Annotated in this window: 22 protein-coding genes; 12 read left to right on the forward strand and 10 right to left on the reverse strand. The window is 57.0% G+C overall.

Annotated features, from left to right (window positions below; all coding sequences use genetic code 11):
• Positions 1–16: 16 nt before the first annotated feature.
• The 3 genes from tig to ACR0JB_RS07260 all read right to left on the reverse strand — a co-directional run bounded on the left by tig (position 17) and on the right by ACR0JB_RS07260 (position 4,697).
• The gene (gene tig, locus ACR0JB_RS07250) at positions 17–1,348 is read right to left on the reverse strand and encodes a trigger factor (RefSeq protein WP_170359017.1); all 1,332 of its coding nucleotides are present in this window, start codon (positions 1,346–1,348) and stop codon (positions 17–19) included.
• 184 nt (positions 1,349–1,532) lie between these two features.
• The gene (locus ACR0JB_RS07255; RefSeq protein WP_170375824.1) at positions 1,533–2,657 is read right to left on the reverse strand and encodes a porin; all 1,125 of its coding nucleotides are present in this window, start codon (positions 2,655–2,657) and stop codon (positions 1,533–1,535) included.
• Positions 2,658–2,960: 303 nt separating this feature from the next.
• Positions 2,961–4,697, reverse strand: coding sequence for an NAD(P)H-hydrate dehydratase (locus ACR0JB_RS07260; protein ID WP_170577639.1), 1,737 nt, complete (start codon positions 4,695–4,697; stop codon positions 2,961–2,963).
• Between the two features lie 169 nt (positions 4,698–4,866).
• Between ACR0JB_RS07260 and ACR0JB_RS07265 the strand changes: the two genes are divergently transcribed.
• The 5 genes from ACR0JB_RS07265 (at position 4,867) to ACR0JB_RS07285 (ending at position 9,017) form a co-directional block, all read left to right on the forward strand.
• Complete coding sequence (locus tag ACR0JB_RS07265; RefSeq protein WP_058280621.1) at positions 4,867–5,205, forward strand: P-II family nitrogen regulator; 339 nt, start codon at positions 4,867–4,869, stop codon at positions 5,203–5,205.
• Positions 5,206–5,232: 27 nt separating this feature from the next.
• On the forward strand, positions 5,233–6,639 hold the full coding sequence (glnA, locus tag ACR0JB_RS07270) for a type I glutamate--ammonia ligase (RefSeq protein ID WP_170410281.1): 1,407 nt from the start codon (positions 5,233–5,235) through the stop codon (positions 6,637–6,639).
• Between the two features lie 139 nt (positions 6,640–6,778).
• Positions 6,779–7,057, forward strand: a complete 279-nt coding sequence (locus tag ACR0JB_RS07275) for a hypothetical protein (protein WP_170349086.1) — start codon at positions 6,779–6,781, stop codon at positions 7,055–7,057.
• Positions 7,058–7,111: 54 nt separating this feature from the next.
• Positions 7,112–7,906: a lytic murein transglycosylase gene (locus ACR0JB_RS07280; protein ID WP_170396233.1), complete on the forward strand. Its 795-nt coding sequence runs from the start codon at positions 7,112–7,114 to the stop codon at positions 7,904–7,906.
• A gap of 199 nt (positions 7,907–8,105) precedes the next feature.
• The gene (locus ACR0JB_RS07285) at positions 8,106–9,017 is read left to right on the forward strand and encodes a hypothetical protein (RefSeq protein ID WP_226688305.1); all 912 of its coding nucleotides are present in this window, start codon (positions 8,106–8,108) and stop codon (positions 9,015–9,017) included.
• Between the two features lie 36 nt (positions 9,018–9,053).
• Here ACR0JB_RS07285 and ACR0JB_RS07290 read toward each other — a convergent pair whose 3' ends face one another.
• A complete protein-coding gene (locus ACR0JB_RS07290; RefSeq protein ID WP_170396235.1) occupies positions 9,054–9,794 on the reverse strand; it encodes a heme-dependent oxidative N-demethylase family protein in 741 nt (246 codons plus the stop codon).
• A 122-nt stretch (positions 9,795–9,916) separates the two neighbouring features.
• Here ACR0JB_RS07290 and dddP point away from each other — a divergent pair, with 122 nt between their 5' ends.
• Positions 9,917–11,260 carry a dimethylsulfonioproprionate lyase DddP gene (dddP, locus tag ACR0JB_RS07295; protein WP_170505507.1) on the forward strand — a complete coding sequence of 448 codons (1,344 nt, stop codon included), beginning with the start codon at positions 9,917–9,919 and terminating at the stop codon, positions 11,258–11,260.
• A gap of 4 nt (positions 11,261–11,264) precedes the next feature.
• Here the strand turns inward: dddP and ACR0JB_RS07300 are convergent, their stop codons facing one another.
• Positions 11,265–11,456, reverse strand: a complete 192-nt coding sequence (locus ACR0JB_RS07300) for a hypothetical protein (protein ID WP_170505504.1) — start codon at positions 11,454–11,456, stop codon at positions 11,265–11,267.
• Positions 11,457–11,691: 235 nt separating this feature from the next.
• Between ACR0JB_RS07300 and ACR0JB_RS07305 the strand changes: the two genes are divergently transcribed.
• Entirely contained in the window at positions 11,692–12,906 is a 1,215-nt protein-coding gene (locus ACR0JB_RS07305) for a bifunctional alpha/beta hydrolase/OsmC family protein (RefSeq protein ID WP_170505501.1), read from the forward strand.
• Positions 12,907–13,267: 361 nt separating this feature from the next.
• On the opposite strand, the gene ACR0JB_RS07310 is transcribed toward ACR0JB_RS07305, so the two are convergent.
• From ACR0JB_RS07310 to ACR0JB_RS07325, 4 genes are all read right to left on the reverse strand, one after another.
• On the reverse strand, positions 13,268–13,828 hold the full coding sequence (locus tag ACR0JB_RS07310) for a hypothetical protein (RefSeq protein WP_480789779.1): 561 nt from the start codon (positions 13,826–13,828) through the stop codon (positions 13,268–13,270).
• A gap of 138 nt (positions 13,829–13,966) precedes the next feature.
• Entirely contained in the window at positions 13,967–14,554 is a 588-nt protein-coding gene (locus ACR0JB_RS07315) for a biotin transporter BioY (RefSeq protein ID WP_170359042.1), read from the reverse strand.
• A gap of 76 nt (positions 14,555–14,630) precedes the next feature.
• Positions 14,631–15,053 carry a DUF6314 family protein gene (locus ACR0JB_RS07320; protein WP_170396239.1) on the reverse strand — a complete coding sequence of 141 codons (423 nt, stop codon included), beginning with the start codon at positions 15,051–15,053 and terminating at the stop codon, positions 14,631–14,633.
• Positions 15,050–15,382, reverse strand: a complete 333-nt coding sequence (locus tag ACR0JB_RS07325; RefSeq protein WP_170349096.1) for a hypothetical protein — start codon at positions 15,380–15,382, stop codon at positions 15,050–15,052. Before ACR0JB_RS07325 ends, ACR0JB_RS07320 begins: the two co-directional genes overlap by 4 nt.
• A gap of 88 nt (positions 15,383–15,470) precedes the next feature.
• Here ACR0JB_RS07325 and purB point away from each other — a divergent pair, with 88 nt between their 5' ends.
• From purB to ACR0JB_RS07345, 4 genes are all read left to right on the forward strand, one after another.
• Positions 15,471–16,775 carry an adenylosuccinate lyase gene (purB, locus tag ACR0JB_RS07330; protein ID WP_170396241.1) on the forward strand — a complete coding sequence of 435 codons (1,305 nt, stop codon included), beginning with the start codon at positions 15,471–15,473 and terminating at the stop codon, positions 16,773–16,775.
• A 379-nt stretch (positions 16,776–17,154) separates the two neighbouring features.
• Entirely contained in the window at positions 17,155–17,697 is a 543-nt protein-coding gene (locus ACR0JB_RS07335) for a tetratricopeptide repeat protein (protein WP_170396242.1), read from the forward strand.
• A gap of 68 nt (positions 17,698–17,765) precedes the next feature.
• Positions 17,766–18,857, forward strand: a complete 1,092-nt coding sequence (locus tag ACR0JB_RS07340; protein ID WP_480789780.1) for a flagellar motor switch protein FliG — start codon at positions 17,766–17,768, stop codon at positions 18,855–18,857.
• 97 nt (positions 18,858–18,954) lie between these two features.
• Positions 18,955–19,878 carry a lysophospholipid acyltransferase family protein gene (locus ACR0JB_RS07345; RefSeq protein ID WP_170349100.1) on the forward strand — a complete coding sequence of 308 codons (924 nt, stop codon included), beginning with the start codon at positions 18,955–18,957 and terminating at the stop codon, positions 19,876–19,878.
• Here ACR0JB_RS07345 and ACR0JB_RS07350 read toward each other — a convergent pair whose 3' ends face one another.
• The gene (locus ACR0JB_RS07350; RefSeq protein WP_170396246.1) at positions 19,879–20,580 is read right to left on the reverse strand and encodes a DUF1223 domain-containing protein; all 702 of its coding nucleotides are present in this window, start codon (positions 20,578–20,580) and stop codon (positions 19,879–19,881) included.
• A 218-nt stretch (positions 20,581–20,798) separates the two neighbouring features.
• Between ACR0JB_RS07350 and acnA the strand changes: the two genes are divergently transcribed.
• Positions 20,799–23,489: an aconitate hydratase AcnA gene (gene acnA, locus ACR0JB_RS07355; RefSeq protein ID WP_480643953.1), complete on the forward strand. Its 2,691-nt coding sequence runs from the start codon at positions 20,799–20,801 to the stop codon at positions 23,487–23,489.
• The last annotated feature ends 29 nt before the right edge of the window (positions 23,490–23,518 follow it).

Consider the following 23,518-nt stretch of genomic DNA (forward strand, 5'->3'; position numbering starts at 1 on the left):
AGGGGGCGGAAGAGGATTACTCCTCTTCCAGTGCCTCTACGGCTTTCTGCAGGTCGTCTTTGCTGACTTCTTTGTCGGCAACCTGAGCTAGTTCAACGATGTAGTCGATGACTTTGTCTTCGAAGATCGGCGCGCGCAGCTGCTGCTGCATCTGAGCGTTCTGCTGCACGAACTCAAAGAACTGACGTTCCTGACCCGGGTACTGACGCGCCTGGTTCATGATCGCCTGCGTCATCTCGGCATCGGTGACTTCAACCTCGGCCTTCTGACCCAGCTCGGCCAGCAGCAGGCCCAGACGCACGCGGCGCTCGGCCAGTTTGTTGTGCTCGTCGGTGGGCTCGATCTCGGCGTGGTCGTGGCCTTCCACTTCCGGGTTTTCCTCGTGCCACAGCTGGTGCGCGATCTGCTTGGCTTCGGCTTCAACCAGCGACGGCGGCAGGTCGAAGGAAACGATCTTGTCCAGCGCGTCCAACAGCGCGCGCTTCATGACCGCGCGCGACGCACCGGAATACTCTGCCTCCAGACGCTCAGCGATCTGAGCTTTCAGACCAGCCAGATCTTCGGCACCGAACTTGGTGGCCAGCTCGTCGTTAATCTCGGCAGCAACCGGCTCTTTCACTTCTTTCACCGTGCAGGTGAAAACAGCGTCCTTACCGGCCAGGTTTTCGGCGCCGTATTCTTCTGGGAAGCTGACGTTCACGTCTTTTTCTTCTTCGGCCTTCACACCGACCAGCTGCTCTTCAAAGCCGGGGATGAAGCTGTTCGAGCCCAGAACCAGCGGGTAGTCTTCGGCCGAACCACCTTCGAATTCTTCGCCGTCCACTTTGCCAACAAAGTCGATCACAACCTGATCGCCGTCTTTGGCTTTGGACCCCTTGCGGCGCGCTTTGAAGTCCTGCGCGGTTTCTGCCAGGCTTTTCAGCGCTTCTTCGACGGCCTCATCGTCTGCTTTGACAATCAGCTTTTCCAGCTCGACCGATTTCAGATCAACTTCGGGGATTTCCGGCAGCGCCTCATAAGACATCTCGACGTGAACGTCGTCGCCTTCTTTCCAATCTTCGTTGGTCATCTTGACGTCGGGCTGCAGTGCAGGGCGTTCACCGCTGTCTTCAAAGTGCTTGTTCATGGCACCATCGATGCTTTCCTGCATCGCTTCGCCCAGCAGGCGCTGACCAAACTGCTTTTTCAGCAGGGCCATCGGCACCTTGCCTTTGCGGAAGCCCTTCATCTCGACTTCGGGCTGTGCTTCGGTCAGTTTTTCGTTAACCTTGTCGTCCAGCTCGGCTGCGGTCACAACGATGTTGTAGCCGCGTTTCAGACCTTCGTTCAGCGTCTCGGTAACCTGCATTATGGTAGTCCCCATAGGATTCGGGGCGCGCAAAACGGCGCGCCGGGCAAATTTGACGCCTTCTATTTGCCCAGCCGCCTGCGTGCAAGGGGGCAAAGCCCGGATCAGCCTTATTTTACCGCCGATTTGAACAAAAAAAACGCCCCGGACTGACCCGGGGCGCCTATTCCCAAGAAGGTCGGGATCAGAACTTCCAGAGCGCACCCAGAACCCAGGCTTCGTTCTTGTCAAAGTCGACCGTGTCGTCGAAGTCATGGTTGCGATATTTCAGGTACGCATCAGTGTTGATGCTGTCGATCCGCTGAACGACCGCGACACCCCAGGATTTTGTGCTGGACCCGTCGTTTTCGAAATCCGAACCATCGAAATAGTCGATCCCGACACCGGTTTTCCCCCAGGACACCCAGTCCCCTTCATAGGCCAGTTTGGTGTACCAATAGTCCGGGTCGCTGGCACCGGTGGCAGTGTCGTCACGCGTACCCAAAGCCGCCGTAAAGCTGAAACCGCTGGGCAGCAAAACCGAAGCGGACCCGATCGTGTCCTTGCGTTCACCCGAGCTATTGTCGAAATCCCGCACCGCATAGGCCACGCTTGCGGCAAACTCCACGCCATTTGCGAAAGTATTGCCGTAAGAAACCGCGATGTCGTAGTAGTCATCATCGTCGCTGCTGGACAGAATGTTCTGGCCATAGGCAATTGCCGCTGAGAAACCGTTGAAGTCGGGGGTGTCGTAACGGATCCGGCCACGGCGAGCGCCATCAAAGTTGCTGGCAGAGTCACCGACGGTGATACCGCTTAGTACACCGTCCGTGCCGCGATAGAAAAACGCGCCGTTTTCGTCGTTCGTAAAGGAATACAAAGCCGTTCCAACATAAGACAGGTCAACCTCGGCCGCACCGTCCGACGCCATGCTCCCCTGCCCGGCCGAGAACTTGCCGTATCCCCCTTTTAACGAGAAATCGACATGTCGGATGTCTTCCCGTGACCACCCGTCATTGTTGGTTCCATTCTGGTTGGCCGTTCCCGTACTCGGCAGACCCAGTCCGGTTTCGAAACGGAACATGAATTCATTGCTGCCATAGGGCTGCATCAGCCGCAGGCCGACGCGGCTGTTGGACAGGTCATTGTCCAGCAAGCGCGTTTCCGTTTCCTCGCCATCATCGACCGAGACTATCACCGGATCGAGCTGTCCGTACAACAGAACATAACCGCCACTGTTGTTGTTGTATTTCAGTTCCGCTGCCGCGGGAATTGCCGTTGTCGCAACCAACATCGCAGCCATTGAGGACAGTTTTAGTTTCTGGGTCATTTCATTCACCTTGAAAATTCCGGCTTTCGTTGCTCATTAATCGCGTGCATGCCGCCATGGCTCCAGAGGCCTCTTGCGATACTTTCAAAGTATTGCATGTCCGCCACTCAGAGCAGGAAAGTCAGAAATAATTCCTATTTTAATCAACGCATTATCTGCAGGAAGACCGCAGCCGGAGACCCCCTCCAAGCGAATTCTGACGCCCGGCTATGCGTCTGGCAAACACTCGATTTGATGACACCGCAAACCCGTCGGCCAAATGCTGCCGAAGATCGGGTGGATCGGCCAAATCTCGCCTAAAAATCATATATTAAGTTGTTTGAAAACTTCAGGAAGCAACTCGGGCAAGTCTTCAGCGATAAGCCCCGGGCCAAACGCACGCGCGCATTCCACATGCAACCAAGCCGCTGTTTCAGCGGCCTGCATCGGGGCAAACCCACGCGCGAGCAGCCCGGTGATAAAACCAGCCAGAACATCGCCGGACCCGGCCGTAGCCAACCAAGGGGCCGCACGGTCGTAGACTGCTGCATTGACCGAACACCGTCCGTTCGGCGCCGCGATCACCGTGTCCGGCCCTTTGAACAAGATCACGCACCCTGCCCGCTTGGCGGCCTCGCGTGTTGCATCCACTTTGGAATATGCCGGGCCTTTGGTTGCGGGCGCCGACAGCTTTTCGGCGATATCCGGAAACAGCCGTGCAAATTCACCACCATGCGGCGTCAAAACACAGCTTTCGTGCAATTGCGCAAACAAGGCTGCGGGATCATCCACAAAAGCCGTCAGCGCGTCCGCATCCAACACTGTAGCGCGCTTGGCGTTTAGAGTAGCTGAAACCAATTCCCACGCGCGCTCCAACCCTAATCCAGGGCCAAGGCACAAAGCGTTCAATCGCTCGTCCTGCAGCACTCCAGTCAGGCCATCCGGCCCCTCGACCCGCTGCAACATGATGGCCGTCACCTGCGCCGCGACTTCCATCTGAGCCGCCGGAGGCACCCCGAGCGTCACCAATCCCGCCCCAATGCGCAATGCCCCACGCGCTGCCAGCCGCGCAGCGCCGGTTTTAGCCGGACCCCCCGAGAAAATGAGGGCGTGGCCGTGGGTGAACTTGTGATGCTGTTTGGATTTTGGCAAGCGATAGAGCGGCAACCCACCCCATGTTCGCTCGTCCTTCACGCGGCCCGGTGCTTCGGCAAGGGTTAGAAAAGCAGGGCGGTTCGCTCTGCGAAAAGGCTTTGGGCCTAATGTGAACGCATCGTCATATGGTTCACCGTTAAAGCGACAACGCTGAATGGAGATACCGATGTCTTTCACAACTAGCTTGCCACACAAATCCGGCCCTTGCGCCAGGAAATGCCCGGGCTTTGGGCTGTCGAAACAAACAGTCAGCCACGCAAAACGGTCGCGCAAAGCACACGCGCCGCCCGCTTGGGCAGCCTTGCTCCGTATCTCTGCAGGAACACTGTCCAGCAACTTGCTAGACCATGGGTTCGGAGCCTCTTGATGCAACACCCGCCCGCTGTCCAGACACAATCCGGACGGGGCGTCGATGCTGATCATGCGGTCGGTGTAGTGGTCCCCATTCACACCAGAAAGATGCCGAACGACCTTGAACAACTCACCGTCCAAACCGCGTTTCAGCCCCGTACCGAACAGTGCGTCAACGTATAGATCGGCAAAACCACCCTTGCGCATGTCCTGTTCAGTCAGAGGTACAACCTCTCCAAACTCCAACCATCGATCATAATTCACTCGCGCATCTGCCGGCAGCTTCTTGGGATCGCCGTAGAGAAAGACCTCGACCTTCCAACCCCACTCTTTCAGCAGCCGGGCAACGACAAACCCATCTCCACCATTATTCCCCGGCCCGCACAAAACCACAGCGCCCCCCGAGGTCTTCGACAGCTCTGGCCACTCCTCGAAAATCGCCTCGACAACGCCGCGCCCGGCCCGCTCCATCAACTCCAGCCCTGTCACCTCGCCAGACTCAATCGCGGCCTGTTCGATGGCCCGCATCTGCGCGGCTGTCAGCAATTCCGTCATCTCAAATTCCCCTGACGATTCAATTCTGATTACTTTTTGTGCAAATCGATCAAAATTTCACCCACCGCTTAATTTCTCACCACAAGGGCCCGGCCATTTTCGCAATCAGATTGCCGACTGATCTTAGACGTGATCAGTGCCTTTCTGACAAGAGTTATAGGAGCCCGGGATGAAGAAGATCGAAGCGATCATCAAACCGTTCAAACTGGACGAAGTGAAAGAGGCGCTGCAGGACGTAGGTGTCCAGGGCCTCAGCGTGATCGAAGTCAAAGGGTTCGGCCGACAGAAAGGTCACACCGAGCTCTATCGCGGCGCTGAATACGTGGTCGACTTTCTGCCCAAGGTGAAGATCGAGGTCGTTCTGGACGATGACCAGGTTGACGCCGCCATCGAGGCCATCGTCTCTGCTGCAAAAACCGACAAGATCGGCGACGGCAAGATCTTTGTCTCGCCCGTTGAACAAGCCATTCGCATCCGTACCGGCGAGACCGGTTCGGAAGCCCTGTAATCGAACACCCAATAGAGGAATAAGAGTATGAGCAAGGACGCAGTTCTTCAGCTGATCAAGGACGAAGGCGCCGAATACGTCGATGTTCGCTTTACCGACCCGCGCGGCAAGTTGCAGCACGTGACCCTGATGGCCGATCAGGTTGACGAGGATTTCCTGGAAGAAGGCTTTATGTTCGACGGTTCGTCCATCGCGGGCTGGAAATCGATCGAAGCATCGGACATGAAGCTGATGGTCGACACCGAAAGCGCCTATGTCGATCCGTTCTACGCTGAAAAAACCATCTGCGTACACTGCTCGGTTGTCGAGCCCGACACTGGCGAAGCTTATGAGCGTGACCCGCGCGGCACCGCTCAGAAAGCCGAAGCATACCTGAAGGCATCGGGTATCGGTGATGTGGCCTATATGGGCCCCGAAGCTGAGTTCTTCCTGTTCGACGATGTTCGTTTCTCGAACACTATCAACAAAGTATCGTACGAAGTTGATGCGACCGACGCATCGTGGAACACCGACACCGAGTACGAGATGGGCAACATGGGCCATCGTCCGGGCGTCAAGGGGGGCTACTTCCCGGTCAACCCGATTGACGAAGCGCAGGACCTGCGTTCGGAAATGCTGTCGACCATGAAGCGTCTGGGCATGAAGGTCGACAAACACCACCACGAGGTTGCCTCGTGCCAGCACGAGTTGGGTCTGATCTTTGACAGCCTGACCAAACAGGCCGACGAGCTGCAGAAATACAAGTACATCATCCACAATGTTGCGCACGCATACGGCAAATCGGCGACGTTTATGCCGAAACCGATTGCAGGCGATAACGGCACCGGCATGCACGTGAACATGTCGATCTGGAAAGATGGCAAGCCGCTGTTTGCCGGCGACAAGTATGCTGATCTGTCGGACGAAGCCCTGTGGTTCATCGGTGGTGTTCTGAAGCACGCCAAGACCCTGAACGCCTTCACCAACCCGTCGACCAACAGCTACAAGCGCCTGATCCCAGGTTTCGAAGCTCCTGTTCTGCGCGCCTACTCGGCCCGTAACCGTTCGGGTTGTGTCCGTATTCCGTGGACCGAAAGCCCGAAAGCCAAGCGCGTCGAGGCCCGCTTTCCCGATCCGGCTGCGAACCCTTATTTGGCGTTTGCCGCACTGCTGATGGCCGGTCTGGACGGCATCAAGAACAAGATCGATCCGGGTGAAGCCATGGACAAGAACCTGTACGATCTGCCCGCCGAGGAACTGGCCGATATCCCGACCGTTTGCGGCAGCCTGCGTGAAGCTCTGGAAGCTCTGGCATCGGATCACGACTTCCTGCTGCAAGGCGACGTGTTCACCAAAGACCAGATCGACGGCTACATCGCACTGAAGATGGAAGAGGTCGAAACCTACGAGCATACTCCGCACCCGGTTGAGTACGGCATGTACTACAGCTGCTAAGCGGCGGTTGAACTTAAGAAAAGCTGAGGGCGTCCTACCGGGCGCCCTTTTGCCGTTCAGGACAACACATCTTGACTGACACGCACGAACGTCCGAGCCTCGTCCCAAAGTATTGATCAGAGGATTTTGGGAGGGCGCGATGCGGTTGATGTTGAAATTCACAATACCGGTTGAAAAAGGCAATCAAGCAGAACGGGACGGATCGCTGGGAAAAGCCATTGAAGCGCTTGTGAAAGACGTCAATGCCGAGGCCGCCTATTTTGCGCTGGAACACGGAAAACGCATGGGCATTGTCATTTTCGAGGAAAGCGATCAGGCCCGCATGCCGAAAATCAACGAGCCCCTGTTTGCCGCATTGAACGCCAATATCGAAATTCAGCCCGTCCTGACGGCCGAGGATCTGCAGCGTGCATTATAAGTGCCACTCGGATCGCGGGGTCGGTTGAAATTAGCTTATTTAGGGATTCTTTTCATGAAGCGATTTGCAATTTTACTGACCCTTACGCTGGCTCTGCCCACAATTGCGGCCAGCGCCCCTTGCGGCAATACCAGCAGCGGGTTTGAGGTCTGGAAGAAGGACTTTGCCAAACAGGCTAAACGCGCGGGCGTCAAAAAGAAGGGATTGCAGGCGCTGGCGCAAAGCCAATACGCCACCCGTACAATCGCGGCGGACCGCAATCAAAAAAGCTTTAAGTACTCGTTGGACAAATTCATGCGGGTACGCGGCGCCGACGCGATCGTGTCACAAGGACGCAAGCGCAAGGCCCGCAACCCACAGTTCTATGCCGCGCTGGAGCGCCAATACGGCGTCCCCAGCGGAGTGCTTATCGCCATTCACGGAATGGAAACGGGTTTCGGAAATTTCATGGGGGACAGTCAGGTTGTTTCCGCGATTACAACACTGGCCTATGATTGTCGCCGTTCTGACTTCTTTATTCCACATGCCATCGGTGCGTTAAAATTAGTCGATCAAGGCAGTATTACGACAGCAACCCAAGGGGCCAAACATGGCGAATTGGGGCACACTCAATTCCTGCCGGGCAATGCGTTGACCTATGGGGTCGATGCAACCGGTGACGGCCAGGTCGATTTCTACAATATGACAGACGCGCTTGCCTCAACCGCCAATTTTCTACGCCAAAAAGGGTGGAAACCGGGGCGTGGCTATCAGCCGGGGCAGCCCAATTTCGCTGTAATTCAGCAATGGAACGCGGCCACGGTCTATCAGCAATCCATTGCGATTATGGCAACCCGAATCGACGGCTGAGATCTGCCACAAATCCGCGCCTGCACACCCCAATCCGGCCACATTGTTGCCACAGACATTAATTGGCCCCTAAAATGTCTAGGTTTCCATAGAGTAATCAATCTTGCCAATTTTGGATTTTTTTCCATTTCTGCCAAATTCTGCCCCATATCGCTTGTTAACCTGTTTGGTAAGACAGGATGCGACAAGGGACAGCGCAGTGACTACGAAGCACAGCTATCATGGTGGTCTTCAATTCGACGGTGAGACCGACGGCGCGATCGAGCGGTTCGGTGCCATCGTCGCCACGACATTGGAAGACTATGGCCATCTGGTCGAGCGTAAGACCATGCTAAGCGCCACCGAAGCCAGCATCGTATCCAGCCAGTATCTGGTGCGCCTGACTTTGGAAACTCAGGCGACCGGAGCAGAAGACCGTTTTGAGCGGTTGGACCGTGCCGCCGGGTTAAAGACCGCCCATCGGCCGATCGTGACCCTTCCGCAGAGCCGTTTGGCAATTACAATCTCTCCGGTATCAGCGCTGCTGGATGACAGTGAAATCTCAGAGCTTATGTTGGTGGTCATCCTGTATCGGATGGTTGATATCTGCGCGACGCAGCGCGTCGAATGGCTGTCGCCCAACACAGTTCTGACCGTGGAACAGTTCATGAGCGCGTTCAACACGCTGACGCCTTCCAAACCACGCAACAGACAACAGATTTTCGAGGCAGTGACAGGCCCGTTCGCGGGGCTGGCCATTACTGAAGAAGACCTGGATGAGCCACAAAAAGAGGCGCTGAAACCAGCAGCCCGGCCGATCCAGCTGTCGGATGAGCAGTTGCTCAGCATCGCTTTCCGGACAGAACCTATCGAGCAGCCTACTGATCGGGACGAAGATACGCCCCCCCTCGACCACGATAAGCCCAGCGATATCCTGCGACTGTCCAGTTGGGGATTGACCGGGGCCGTGGCAAGCGTGTCAGTTCCGATCGCGGTCTCTCTGGCCGCAGTGAACCTGATCAAAGGTGAAGATTTTCGCCTTAATACTCAGGTACTTGCCTACTCCGTCGCAATCTCCGCTCTCAGCACAAGCGGGGCAATTGCCGGTGTCGCAAACGCGTTTGGCATGTAGCACTAAACCGAAGACCCTCCTTGGAAGCCCCGCCACTTAGGCGGGGTTTTCCGCTTTGCGCAGGTGCTTTGCCTCAAGCACATAAGTATGGATTGAAAAGACCACGGCCTTCGTTTCAGGCAGACGCAATAGCGTCTGTCGTTCGCTGCGCAGATACTGTGCGACCCCAGGTTCTTGGACATCACGCGGTGCGCTGGCACTGCGGGGTTGGTGCAGTTCCGCGTCCTCGTACCACAAGGCATTGAAGCGCCAAAGCGGACGTTCAGGTTGTATTCCATCAAACAGACGCTGCACGCGGCGGGCGATATCGGCATCATAGCTGGCGACTGGCCCATGAATGTCGATCAAGGGGCGCATGAATTTTTCAGACAAACGCCAACTGGCGGGAAAACACAGGATGGCACCGGTCAGAACGTGTTCATCCCCGTGCTTTTGAAGGATGCAGAAATCTTCCTGCACCAGACGACACAGCATATCCATGGGGTTGGAGCGGTCGATTTCAACACCCTGCCCGTCCGGACGTGTGACCCGGTCCGAACACCCTGGGTAAGCGTGCTTTAGGACAAGGTCCAACAGCTCTTGCGCCGCAGGTTCGGCACTTGGGTCCAGCGCCAGAACCTCTGCCCGTCTTTCGGCCAACAACGTCGTGCGCCGCTGCATCTGCGCGGCAAACACATCATCACAATGCAGCCAATCATCCATGCTGCCCGGTTGGATACCGGGCAAAGGACGTGGGGCAAGCGGATCATAAGGAATTGAGGTCTGGAGGATCGTCATGCCTTTGACCTAACACCAGTTTACTGGATTGTCGGTCAAAAAGCGACGGATGCCCGGTCGCAAACCTTCAAGACGTGGGGGAAATGATTCTCCACGCTCGACCGCAGGCAGGGAGACCCACTATGAACCAGCACTATCGCGACACCCGCAAGATTGACCCGGCAAAGGGCGCTACGCTTGGCGACGGCACCCCGAACGAGAATGATCGGATTGAGATCGGGCCGACGCAGCTGGCCTTTGCCGAATGGGAAGCCGCCGGGCTTGCCCTGCCCGATCTGGCGCGGATGCGGAAATACCGGTGGAAGCGCCTTACGAAGGCCATCGTGGATCGTGGCTATGGTGGGCTGCTGATGTTTGATCCGCTCAACATTCGTTATGCCACCGACAGCACCAATATGCAGTTGTGGAACACCCATAACCCGTTCCGCGCCGTGCTGCTGTGTGCCGATGGCTACATGGTGATCTGGGACTATAAAAACTCTCCCTTCCTGTCGAAATTCAATCCTCTGGTGCGTGAACAACGCTCGGGAGCGGACCTGTTTTATTTTGACCGTGGTGACAAGGTGGATGTTCAGGCCGACGTGTTCTCGAACGAGGTACGGCTGCTGATCGACGAACATGGCGGTGGCAACAAACGTCTGGCCGTCGACAAGATCATGTTGCACGGCCTACGCGCGCTTGAGGCGCAAGGGTTCGAGATCATGGAGGGCGAAGAGGTCACCGAAAAGAGCCGCGCCGTGAAAGGACCCGATGAAATTCTGGCCATGCGCTGTGCCAATCACGCCTGTGAAACCGCGGTGGCCGAGATGGAGAAGTTCGCGCGGGCGAATGTAGGGGATGGCAAGACCTCGGAAGACGATATCTGGGCCGTTCTGCACGCCGAAAACATCCGGCGCGGAGGTGAATGGATTGAAACCCGCTTGCTGGCCTCGGGGCAGCGTACAAACCCTTGGTTTCAGGAATGTGGTCCACGGATCACGCAAAAGAATGAAATCATTGCCTTTGATACCGATCTGATCGGCTCGTACGGCATCTGCATCGACATCTCACGCACGTGGTGGATCGGGGATGAAAAACCTCGCCCCGACATGATCTATGCCATGCAGCACGCGCATGAACATATCATGACCAATATGGAAATGCTGAAACCCGGCGTGATGATTCCGGAACTGACCGCCAATGCACACAAGCTGGACGACAAGTTTCAGGCGCAAAAATACGGCTGCCTGATGCATGGCGTGGGTCTGTGTGATGAATGGCCTCTGGTTGCCTATCCGGACAAGGCGGTTGCGGGCTCATACGACTATCCGCTTGAGCCCGGCATGGTGTTGTGTGTCGAAGCCGCCTGTGGCGAGGTTGGGGGCGATTTTTCGATCAAGCTGGAAGATCAGGTGCTGATCACCGAGGACGGGTATGAAAACCTCACCACATACCCGTTCGACCCTCAGCTTATGGGGCTTGAGTAAAAGTTCAGTCCGGCCAGGTTGAGCGCCGAACGTTCCCGTGCCAATCCTCGGATGGGATGGCGGCTTCGATTGTAGCCGACCCTGCCTGTGGCCAATTTTGCCCGACTGAGAACCCCAAAATTCCGGTCAGGGCAATGATGATCAAAAGATCAGGTCGAATAACAACGCCACGCGGGGCGGATGCAGTGTGTGCCATGTTAGCCTCCTTGGCTGACTGTGTGTGACACCTGCAAGATGGACATCAGAGCAAAATAATTAAAACGAATATTTGATTGATCAAACATCACAAATATTGAACCTCGTATTCTCGCAAGAATCCGACCCAAATATCTGTATTCCCCTCACCTTCCCGTGACGCTTCTTACAATGGGGTTGAGTGCCCAGACCGAAGCACACACTATTGGGGCCATCCCGATAGGTAAGGAATTGTCATGCCCACCGAACGCATCACTTTTGCCGGTCACGACGGCAACCAGCTGGCTGCGCGCCTTGATTTGCCGGATGGACCGGTACTTGCGACCGCGTTGTTTGCGCATTGTTTTACCTGTTCCAAAGATATTCCCGCCGCCCGCCGTATTGCTGCGCGTCTGGCGGCTATGGGCATTGCTGTATTGCGTTTTGACTTCACCGGTCTGGGCCATTCGGGCGGAGAGTTCGCGAACACCACCTTTACCTCGAATGTAGAAGACCTGATTGCCGCCGCGCATTATCTGGCCGGGCGAAACATGGCTCCCGCCTTACTTATCGGTCACTCATTGGGTGGGGCTGCCGTTCTACGCGCGCGCGCAGGTATCCCAAGCGTCAAGGCAGTGGTCACGCTGGGCGCGCCTGCTGATCCCGGACATGTCTCGCACCATTTTGAGGCTGCACTGCCCCAGATCGAACAGGAGGGATCAGCCGAGGTCATGCTGGGCGGTCGCCCGTTCCGCATCGGCAAGGCTTTTGTCGACGACATTTCAGAAACGGCTCTGACTCCTGCCATTGGCGACCTGAAAGCTGCCCTGCTGGTCCTGCACGCCCCCCGGGATGAAACCGTCAGCATCGACAATGCCAGCACCATCTTTCTTGCTGCCAAACATCCCAAAAGCTTTGTTACGTTGGACGATGCCGATCACCTGATCACGCGGGCCTCGGATGCGGAATACGCGGCGGATGTGATCGCCGCATGGGTCAAGCGATACGTCACTCTCTGCCCACCGGCACCACCGCCGGGCGCGCCCGAGGGCGTGGTGCGCGTGACCGAAGTTGATCCCTCCGGGTATTTGCAGGACATCCAATCCGGCCCCCGGCATCACGCGGTTGCGGATGAGCCTGAATCCTATGGCGGTACGGATCGGGGCATGTCGCCTTATGGCTTTGTTTCCTCGGGTCTGGGGGCGTGTACGTCGATGACGATCCGCATGTATGCGCGGCGCAAGCGGTGGCCACTGACGGGTATCTTGGTCGATGTCTGCCACAACAAAGTACATGGTCAGGATGCCGGTCTTGCCGGAGACGGCAAGATCGACGTGTTCCGCCGCAAAATCCGCCTGGAAGGACCGCTGGATCAGGAACAGCGTACCCGACTGCTGGAGATTGCAGATAAATGCCCTGTACACAGAACGTTGGAAGGGTCAGCCCATATCACTACGGAACTTCTGACCTGACCCTCTGAAACTATCTGCGCGGTCGTGGCGCCGGGCGATGGATCGGCGGTCTGGCTGCGGGTGGTCGCGCCACTGGCGGACGCGGTCGCGCAGGTGGCTTTGCAACCGGCGGCTTTGGTCTTGCCGGAGGTTTGCCAGCAGGCGGTTTCGGCCGCGGAGGCCGGTCGACGTCAATATCTACGTCAACATCGCGTCGATAGTAGTCATTCCATAGCATCGAGTCATAAAACGGGTCGTAACCGTATCCATAGCCGACACCAACTGAAACACCATCACATGCAGAGAGCGTAAAACTTGCAGCCCCAAGCCCCAGCGCAAGGATTGTACGTTTGATACGTTTTGTGATCATCAGCACATCTCCTTACTGCGAGGCCCGAAACGACCCGAACACGGCATTCAGGTCGTCAACATAAGCCGGATCAGCGCCATTGCGCAGGATCGCGACAACAACGGCCACGCGACTGTTTGGCAGGTCAATGACCGAGGCCGTAAAGTTGATGCCACGCCCGTCGCGGGTACCGGTCCCCCGGATCACCCGCGCCGGTAAACCGCCAATTCGTGTGTCGGACGTGTTGGTAACTTCGGGATCTTCAACAAGAAACTTATCAATATCTTCAAGATATTGCAGTCCATCCTTAATTGACTTTACGCCAGCAGGTGAAACGAACCCCATCCAGACGTTGTCATCGGTCAAAGGCCGTATGGCCATGACACGTGCGACAGCGCGAAGATCACCCAGTTCGGTATCCTCAATCTCACGCGGACCGCCCGTTCGCACGACCCAATAATCGGGCACGGAAAAGCCAAACAGGGCGCGCCCTGCTTCGGTATATGTGACAGGAGTATCCGCAGACGCCGGTGCCACGGCCCCTAACCACAGGGCGGCACAGGCGGCCAGAGTCGAGCCAGTAAAAATTCTCATTTCTAAATAACCTGATGTTTTCGTTGAATGCAGCTTGGACTGCGGTGGCCGGTTTTGTCCAGCATCTCTTGGAATAGGCCAAAAAAACCGCGCCCGGATTGCTTTGGGCGCGGTGTCATTCACAAGGTTATTCGGAAATCAGTTGCGGGCGTCACCAACTAGTTTCCACAGGCCGGGGATCAGCAGAGCGGCCAGCGCCAGTTTGATCACATCCCCCATCAGGAAGGGCGTCAGACCCCATTCCAGGATCGGCTTATCCCAACCATAGAGCTGACCCAGCCAAAGCAGGCCGGGCACATAGATCAGTACATTGGCCAGCACCAGCGCCAGCGCCAGTTTCCCGACCGAGCGATCCCAACCGCGCGCGGCCAACGCGCCCAGCAGTACGGTAGCCATCAGGTAGCCGACCAGATAGCCGCCAGTGCCGCCCATCATGTAAGTCAGCCCAAATTTCTCGGCCGAGGACCCGGCGAAGACGTCAAAACCCAGCGCGCCGATCAACAGATAGCCCAGCATGGTGATCAGACCCAGACGCGCACCATAGGCGGTACCGATGGTCAGAACGGCAAAGGTACCCATGGTGATCGGTACCGGCCACATCGGAACCTTAATCTTTGCGGCAATCGCCAGCGTAACGATACCCACCGCGACCAAGGCCACCTGTTTCACGCGCAGCGCTGTGCCCTCGCGCGGACCGATTGCCTCGGCCAGAACATTTGTAGTCATTTTCGTTTCTCCACGTTCGGATGGAAATTGGGGCACAGGATGGCCCATTTCACATCGAGACTTCAAGATGATTGCGCTATCGAGGGCGGTATTCGGTTTTCATTTCATAGGCTTTTCGCGGTCCGTTCACCGTCCAGCGGACGGACCAAACCGGCCAGGCTGAGAAATCATAGACCGCATCATAGCTGTCTGGCGGACAATCATGATGATCCCTAGACTGCGAATGCTCCAGCTTCAATGTATGAAAAAACCGTCCGTCTTCGAAATGAACCGCAATCCCTTCGCCTGCATCCCGCCACAGGTAGCGCCGGGTGCCTGTCATCTCGGCCTGACCCGGAATGCGCAGCGTGACCTCTTCATCATAGATTAACCCATTTTCAGACAGGCGCAGAACCGCGTGACCTTCGGCTTGCACGAACTGCCCTGCCCGCGCGTCGTTTATGGTTCGGCTCAGACTCCAGCTCCCTTCGAACTCGGATAGGCTGCGAGGCTGGGTCATTCGGCATAGGTCCCGTCGGTGGTGCCTCCGCTGTCATCGACGAACCGGATCACGTCACCCTTTTTCTGAACGTCATAACAGGCCCACAAATCAGAGGGCGGCCAGACCGAGCAATACCGATCCTCGCGCACCGCCCAACGGCCCGCGCTTGGGCGACCCGAGTAATACTGCGTCAGCATCGTTTCATCGAATGTCTGCCAGACGCCGTCCCCGTAATCGAGCTTCTGGCCGGTCAGGGCATCCAGAATCTCGTCTCCGGTCAGTGTCCGGAACTCTTCCGCGGCCAAAAAACCGGGCCAAACGGCCAAAATCAGGGCAAACCGTCTCATACTTGCACTCGTGCCTTGTTCCCTTGTGCGGCTGGGTTTAAACCCCGCGCCAACGCTCTATCCCAAACACAAAAAGGTCTCACCGCCAATGATTCCACGTTATTCCCGCCCCGATATGGTTGCCATCTGGTCGCCCGAGACCAAGTTCCGCATCTGGTTCGAGATCGAGGCCCACGCCTGCGACGCCATGGCCGATCTGGGCGTCATCCCGCGCGAAAACGCCGAGGCGGTGTGGAAGGCCAAGGACGTGAAATTCGACGTGGCTCGCATTGATGAGATCGAGGCCGTCACCAAGCACGACGTTATCGCCTTTTTGACCCATCTGGCCGAGCATGTCGGCAGTGAAGAGGCACGCTTTGTCCATCAGGGCATGACCTCTTCGGATGTACTTGACACCTGCCTGAACGTACAGCTCACCCGCGCCGCGGACCTGCTGATTGCTGACCTCGAAAGCCTGCTGGCCGCCCTGAAACGTCGCGCGATCGAACACAAGAACACCGTCCGCATCGGTCGCAGCCACGGCATCCATGCGGAACCCACCACAATGGGTCTGACCTTTGCCCGATTCTATGCCGAGATGGACCGCAACCTGTCACGCATGCGCGACGCCCGTGCCGAAATCGCCACCGGTGCGATCAGTGGTGCGGTCGGCACTTTCGCCAATATCGACCCCCGCGTTGAAGAGCATGTCTGCGATCAGCTAGGTCTGGTGCCTGAACCGATCAGCACGCAGGTCATCCCGCGTGACCGCCACGCGGCCTTCTTTGCGACCCTTGGCGTCATCGCCAGCAGCATCGAAAACATCGCCATCGAAATCCGTCACATGCAGCGGACCGAGGTGTTGGAGGGTGCCGAGTTCTTCTCGATGGGCCAAAAAGGCTCCTCGGCCATGCCGCACAAGAAAAACCCGGTCCTGACCGAGAACCTGACCGGTCTGGCGCGCATGGTGCGCGCAGCGGTGATCCCTGCGATGGAAAACGTGGCGCTCTGGCATGAACGCGATATCTCGCATTCCTCGGTCGAACGCATGATCGGCCCGGATGCGACAATCACACTGGATTTTGCGTTGGCCCGCCTAACCGGCGTGGTCGACAAGATGCTGATCTTCCCCGAGAACATGCTGGAGAACATGAACAAGTTTCCCGGTCTGGTGATGAGCCAGCGGGTTCTGCTGGCGCTGACGCAAGCAGGGGTCAGCCGCGAAGATGCTTATGCCATGGTTCAGCGCAACGCGTTGAAAGTGTGGGAACATCGCACCGACTTCAAAGAAGAACTGCTTGCCGACGCCGATGTCACCGCAGCGCTGAGCCCTGAAGAAATCGAAGAGAAGTTCGACCTCGGTTACCACACCAAACACGTCGACACGATCTTCGCCCGCGTGTTTGGCGAATAAATCCTGACCGTTCAGTCAGTTCAATGGGCCCGGTTCGCACAACGCGATCCGGGCCCTGCTCTTTTGCCAGACGGGTCAAAATCAGCTATGGTGCGCGTATATTTCCAAACGGGAGAAATAGCATGATACGCACCATTCTCTGCGCCTTGGCCCTTACGTTTTCAGCTTCGGTCGCTTTGGCCTGTACTGGCCATTCCAAGCAAACCCAGTCCTGCGCAGACGGGACATATTGGGATTCCGAAACCCAAACATGCGCGAAAATTGTAAACAGCTGAGAATTTTATTTCCTACTTGTGAATAAAAGCGAGGCCGCGATTGTTAGCTTTTTATCAGATCGCACTATGCTTGATCAGAGCAGCCCAGAGAACGGAGTAGGAAAATGCGTCTTGTATTAGTTTCAGCTATTGCCCTTCAGGCCTTTGTGTTTGCACCGGTGGCATACGCTGCGGGCGGTGGAAGCGGCGCCGCACCCAAGCCAACGAACACAACCAAGAAATGCCTGTTTGGCCGCGTTTACGACAAGGATGCCGGGCGCTGTGTCAAGCCGGACAAGACCAACTTCACCCAAGATGAGCTGTATGAAGCCGTGCGGGAATTGGCATATGACGGCCAGTTAGAAAACGCTCAGAATATTCTGCGCATCATGGATCAAAACGATGATCGTGTGCAGACCTACTGGGGCTTTACCTATCGCAAAATGGGTGAGCTTGAACTGGCTAACGTCTTTTATTCCAACGCCATCGAAACCAACCCCGACAATATCCTGGCACGCAGCTATATGGGTCAGGGCTTTGTGGCCGAAGGGAAAACCGATCTGGCAATTGCACAATGGCGCGAGATCAAGGCGCGCGGTGGTGAAGGCACCTGGGCCGAGGCGTCGCTGCGCGAGGCAATCCGCACCGGGCTGACCTATAACTACTAAGCTTCAGCCTTTCTTTACCCGACTCTCCGTAATCTGCCTGTGGAACGCAACTATGGCACCGCAGGCAGATGCAGGATACAAACACTTTGATACAGGTGGCACCGGGGGCGGCTCCGGTGACAGATCAGGCGGACAGTGAAGCGCCGCGCGTCATTCCTCGCGCGCTCAGCAACCGACAGAAGGCCGCCGTGGTCGTGCGGCTGCTGCTGAATGAAGGCGCGGATATCCCGCTGGAAGACCTTCCCGACGATTTGCAGGAAAAACTGACCCATCAGCTGGGTGAGATGGGGCTAGTGGATCGTGTGACATTGGACGCAGTGGCGCAGGAGTTTGCACAGGCGCTGGACAGCGTCGGCCTGTCTTTCCCGCACGGTATGGCCGGTGCTTTGGACGCGGTGGATGGTAAGATTTCCCCAGCTACAGCCGCGCGGCTGCGTAAGGTGGCTGGAGTGCGCCAGATTGGTGATCCCTGGCAACGGCTGCGCGAGGTACCACCCGAAGACCTGGCTGCCATGGCACAAGCAGAAAGCACCGAGATCGCCGCCGTGATGCTATCGAAACTGGAAACCGCAAAGGCCGCGCAGCTTTTGGGGAACCTGCCCGGTCCTGTTGCCCGTCAGATCACCTATTCGGTTTCGAAAACCGCCAATGTCACACCCGAGGCGGTGGAACGCATCGGCTGGTCGCTGGCGGCTCAGCTGGACCAAAGGCCGTCGCAGGCGTTTGCGGATGGTCCCGGGGCGCGTGTGGGCGCAATTCTGAACCAGTCGGCGGCCTCCACCCGCGACGGGTTGCTAACCGCGCTGGATGAAGAGGATTCGGATTTCGCCAGCGTCGTGCGCCGTTCGATCTTTACCTTTGCGCATATCCCAGCCCGTATTCTGTCACGCGACGTCCCGGCGGTTCTCCGCAGTGTGGATCAGGCCGATCTGGTCACCGCGTTGGCCGGGGCCACTGCTGAGGATGACCAAAATACAACCGAATTCCTTTTGTCCAACATGTCATCGCGAATGGCCGACAACCTGCGTGAAGAAATCGGCGAACGCGGCAAAGTCAAGCAGTCCGAGGCTGAAGAGGCCATGACTCAGATTGTTGGCGCTATTCGTGCACTGGTTGACGAAGGAACGATCGCCCTGATCGAAGAAGACAATGAGGAATAGGCAAGCGCCGCGGTTTAGGTCATAGGAATGCTTGTGGTCGCGGAATGTGCCTTGTATGTCTGACCCGGCAAATTGCAACAGCCGGTGAGACCAGATTATGCCCGTCGAAAAGTCGGAACTAAGCCGCGGGGCGCTTCGAAAATATTATGTCACCGGCCTGTTTCTGAAAGGTGTAATCGGGGCAATGCGGCTGTTGCCGTATGAACGGCGTATCGCAACGATGGGGGCCATCGTACGCGGGCTTGCCCCTTTGGTCGGGTTCACTAAGCGCGTGCGCAGCAACCTGAAGCTCACCCGCCCCGACCTGTCGGACGCCGAGGTAAATCGCATCTGTCGCGCTGTACCCGACAATGCAGGTCGCGCCATCATGGAGCACTTTTCGCCAGAAGGCTTCACGGAACGGCAGGCCAGCGCCAAGGTGTCCGGCCCCGGCATTGCTGCCTTTGACGCCGCCGTGGCCGAAGGGCGACCCGTCATGATGATAACCGCGCATTTCGGTCACTATCTGGCAGCGCGGATCGCCCTGCAAACCCGCAGTGGACAGCCCATTGGATGCCTCTATCGTCGTATGGCGAATCCCTATTTCAACGACATGTATGTCGACGCGTTCTACAAAACCGGCGCGCCCATGTTCGAACAGGGCCGCCGCGGCATGGTTGAAATGGTGCGCTCCCTCAAGAGTGGCGGTATCATTGCCATCGTCTCAGACCTGCACGCCCACGGCGGGGAAGAGCTGACGTTTTTTGGCAAACCGGCCGTGACATCCGTCTTGAACGCCGAATTGGCGATGAAATACAAAGCCGAACTGATCCCGTGCTATGCGATCCGCCAGCCTAATGGCATTGATTTCGAAATCGTCCTGCATGACCCGGTTCCGCATACTGACGCCAAGACCATGACCCAGTTCACCAATGATGATCTTGAGGCTATGGTACGGCAGCACATGGGACAATGGTTCTGGATTCACCGACGCTGGAAAGCCTGGAACGGACTTGGCGTTCAGCCCGAGGATATGCCCTGATCACTTGACCTTGGTGGCGGCAATGATTGGGCCATGCCCAACCTTCTGCACAAGTACGACCGCTGGCAGGTCCGAGGTCAACACCGCCGAAAACTTCTGCGGCGCCACCCCGTCCCACTGCCCGGCGACCTGCCAGGTATCTACAACATTTGCATAGTCCAACTCATGCCCTGCCAGCTCTCCTCGGCGGATCGAGGCATGACGCATCGGCGCATACTGCACCACGCGCACGTCAAAAAGCTCACCCTCTGGCAGTTCGACCGGCGTCACATCGACCGTGACATCGTTGCCCGAACGGGTCGCCACCACTTCGGCCTCGGGCGCAGCTTTGAGATGGGCATCGATCAGATACTCCAACTCCTGCGACTTTGCACCGACCACATCCTGCTGACCGTTGATAACCATCTGCGGCGTGTAGATCATCGACCGCCCGCCCTGACGCGCATAGGCGCGCTGACGCAGGGTGTGATTGGGATCGGCATATTCGTCCTTCCAACCAATATAGTCCCAATAATCCACATGCAGGGCCAGTCCGATCACATCGTCACGTTGTGCCAGATCATGCATCAACTCATCGGCTGGCGGGCAGGACGAACACCCTTGTGATGTGAACAGTTCGACCACAACCGGGTCATTCTCGGCCACGGCTGAGGTGGCCAGAAACAGGGAAACAAACACAGTGACAGGAGCAATTCTGAACATATGAAATCTCGGGCTTTTGGGGTGCTTATCCGGTTTAAACGGATCGACGCTCAACCGCCAATCAAGGTTTCTTGAGATTTAAAACAATCGCCCTTGAATTGTATACGTTAGCATACAATTTAGAAGTCAAGGTATCTAAGCCTTGAATGCACGGCAATCATGCTCCAGAAAACAATCAGCAAATCCCCAAACCCAATATTTTGAAAGGGAGGCCAACAATGCCCATTACCGTTGGAAAGGATAGCGCCAAGACACGCCGCAGCCTGAGCGTGAACGGCAAGTCCATTGCCTATTACTCGATTCGCGCCGCGCAAGAGGCCGGTCTAGGTGATTTTTCCAGACTTCCTGCGGCACTGAAAGTGGTGTTGGAAAACATCCTGCGGTTTGAGGATGACGGGTTTTCTGTCTCGGTTGATGACATCAAAGCCTTTGCCGAATGGGGCGCAAATGGTGGTAAAAACCCGCGCGAGATTGCCTATCGCCCTGCCCGCGTATTGATGCAGGACTTCACGGGCGTCCCGGCCGTCGTCGATTTGGCCGCAATGCGTGACGGGATCAAGGCGCTGGGTGGTGACGCGCAAAAGATCAATCCGTTGAACCCGGTGGATCTGGTCATCGACCACTCAGTCATGATTGATGCGTTTGGCAATCCGCGCGCGTTCCAGATGAACGTGGATCGCGAATATGAACGAAACATGGAACGCTATCAGTTTCTGAAATGGGGGCAGTCGGCGTTTGACAATTTCCGCGTTGTGCCACCCGGCACCGGCATCTGCCATCAGGTAAACCTTGAATATCTGGCCCAAACCGTCTGGATCGACAAAGACCAGAACGGAGAGGAAGTTGCCTATCCCGATACTCTGGTCGGCACCGACAGCCACACCACCATGGTCAACGGCATGGCCGTTCTGGGCTGGGGCGTTGGCGGGATCGAGGCCGAGGCCGCGATGCTGGGCCAACCGATCTCGATGCTGATCCCCGAGGTCATCGGCTTTGAGCTGACAGGCGCAATGGTCGAAGGTACCACCGGGACCGATCTGGTTTTGAAAGTGGTCGAGATGCTGCGCGAAAAAGGCGTGGTTGGCAAATTCGTCGAATTCTACGGCAGCGGTTTGGATCGCCTGCCATTGGCTGACCGCGCGACCATTGCCAACATGGCACCGGAATACGGCGCGACCTGCGGTTTCTTCCCGATTGATGGCGAAACCCTGCGCTATATGCGCAATACCGGACGCAACGAGGATCGCCTGGCGCTGGTTAAGGCTTACGCCAAAGAGAACGGCCTGTGGCGGGATGAAAACTACGCCCCGATCTACACGGACACCCTGTCGCTCAACATGGGCACTATCGTTCCAGCCATATCGGGTCCGAAACGTCCACAGGACTATGTCGCACTGACTGGCGCCAAAGCCGCTTTCACCAAGGAAATGGCTGAGACCTTCAAACGCCCGATGGCCAAGGAAGTCGCCGTCAAAGGCGAAGACTACACCATGGATTCGGGCAAAGTGGTAATCGCCTCGATCACCTCATGCACAAACACATCGAACCCGTATGTGATGATCGGGGCCGGTCTGGTGGCGAAAAAGGCGCATGAGCTGGGTTTGAACCGTAAGCCTTGGGTCAAGACCTCGCTGGCCCCCGGATCGCAGGTTGTGACCGAATATCTTGAGGCCGCCGGGCTGCAACAGCATCTGGACGCCATCGGGTTCAACCTTGTGGGCTATGGTTGCACCACCTGCATCGGCAACTCGGGTCCGATCCAGAAGGAAATCAGCGAAGCGATTGCCGAGGGCGATCTGGTCGCCACCTCGGTTCTGTCGGGCAACCGCAACTTCGAGGGTCGGATTTCGCCGGATGTGCGCGCCAACTATCTGGCTTCCCCTCCGCTGGTGGTGGTCTATGCGCTGGCGGGCACCATGGATATCGACCTGACCTCGGAACCGATCGGTCAGGACAAGGACGGCAATGATGTGTTCATGAAAGATATCTGGCCCGACCAGAAGGAAATCGCCGATCTGGTGCAGGAAACCGTCACCCGCGAGGCATTTCAGTCGAAATATGCTGACGTGTTCAAAGGCGACGACAAATGGCAGGCGGTCGAAGTTCCGCAACAGGAAACCTATGACTGGCCGCCGACCTCGACCTACATCCAGAACCCGCCCTATTTTCAGGGTATGAGCCCCGAACCGGGTACCATCTCGAACATCGACGGCGCCAAGGTTCTGGCCATTCTGGGCGACATGGTCACCACCGACCACATCTCACCTGCGGGGTCCTTTGCGGCAACCTCGCCTGCGGGCAAGTACCTGACAGAGCGTCAGGTCCAGCCGCGCGAGTTCAACTCGTACGGTTCGCGCCGAGGCAATCACGAGGTCATGATGCGCGGCACGTTCGCCAATATCCGCATCAAGAACGAGATGCTGGATGGCGTCGAGGGCGGCTATACCAAAGGTCCGGACGGTCAGCAGACCTCGATCTACGACGCGTCGATGGCCTATCAGGAACAGGGCGTTCCGCTTGTGGTGTTTGGGGGGCAGCAATACGGCGCCGGGTCCTCACGCGATTGGGCGGCAAAGGGTACCGCGTTGCTGGGCATCAAGGCCGTGATCGCCGAAAGCTTTGAGCGCATCCACCGTTCTAACCTAGTTGGCATGGGCGTGATCCCCTTCGAATTTACCGGCGGCGACACCCGGAAATCTCTAGGGCTAAAGGGGGATGAGACGGTCTCGATTGATGGTCTGGATAAGGTTGAACCATTGCAAGAGGTGCCCTGCACTATCACCTATGGCGACGGCACCACAAAGACCATCACCCTCAAGTGCCGCATAGATACCGCGCCCGAGATCGAATACGTCGAAAACGGCGGCGTCCTTCAATATGTGCTGCGGAACTTGGCGAAAGCTGGTTAAACCTGCACGCTATAAAAATAAGGGCGTCC

This window comes from Ruegeria sp. BI7 (genome assembly GCF_056537925.1).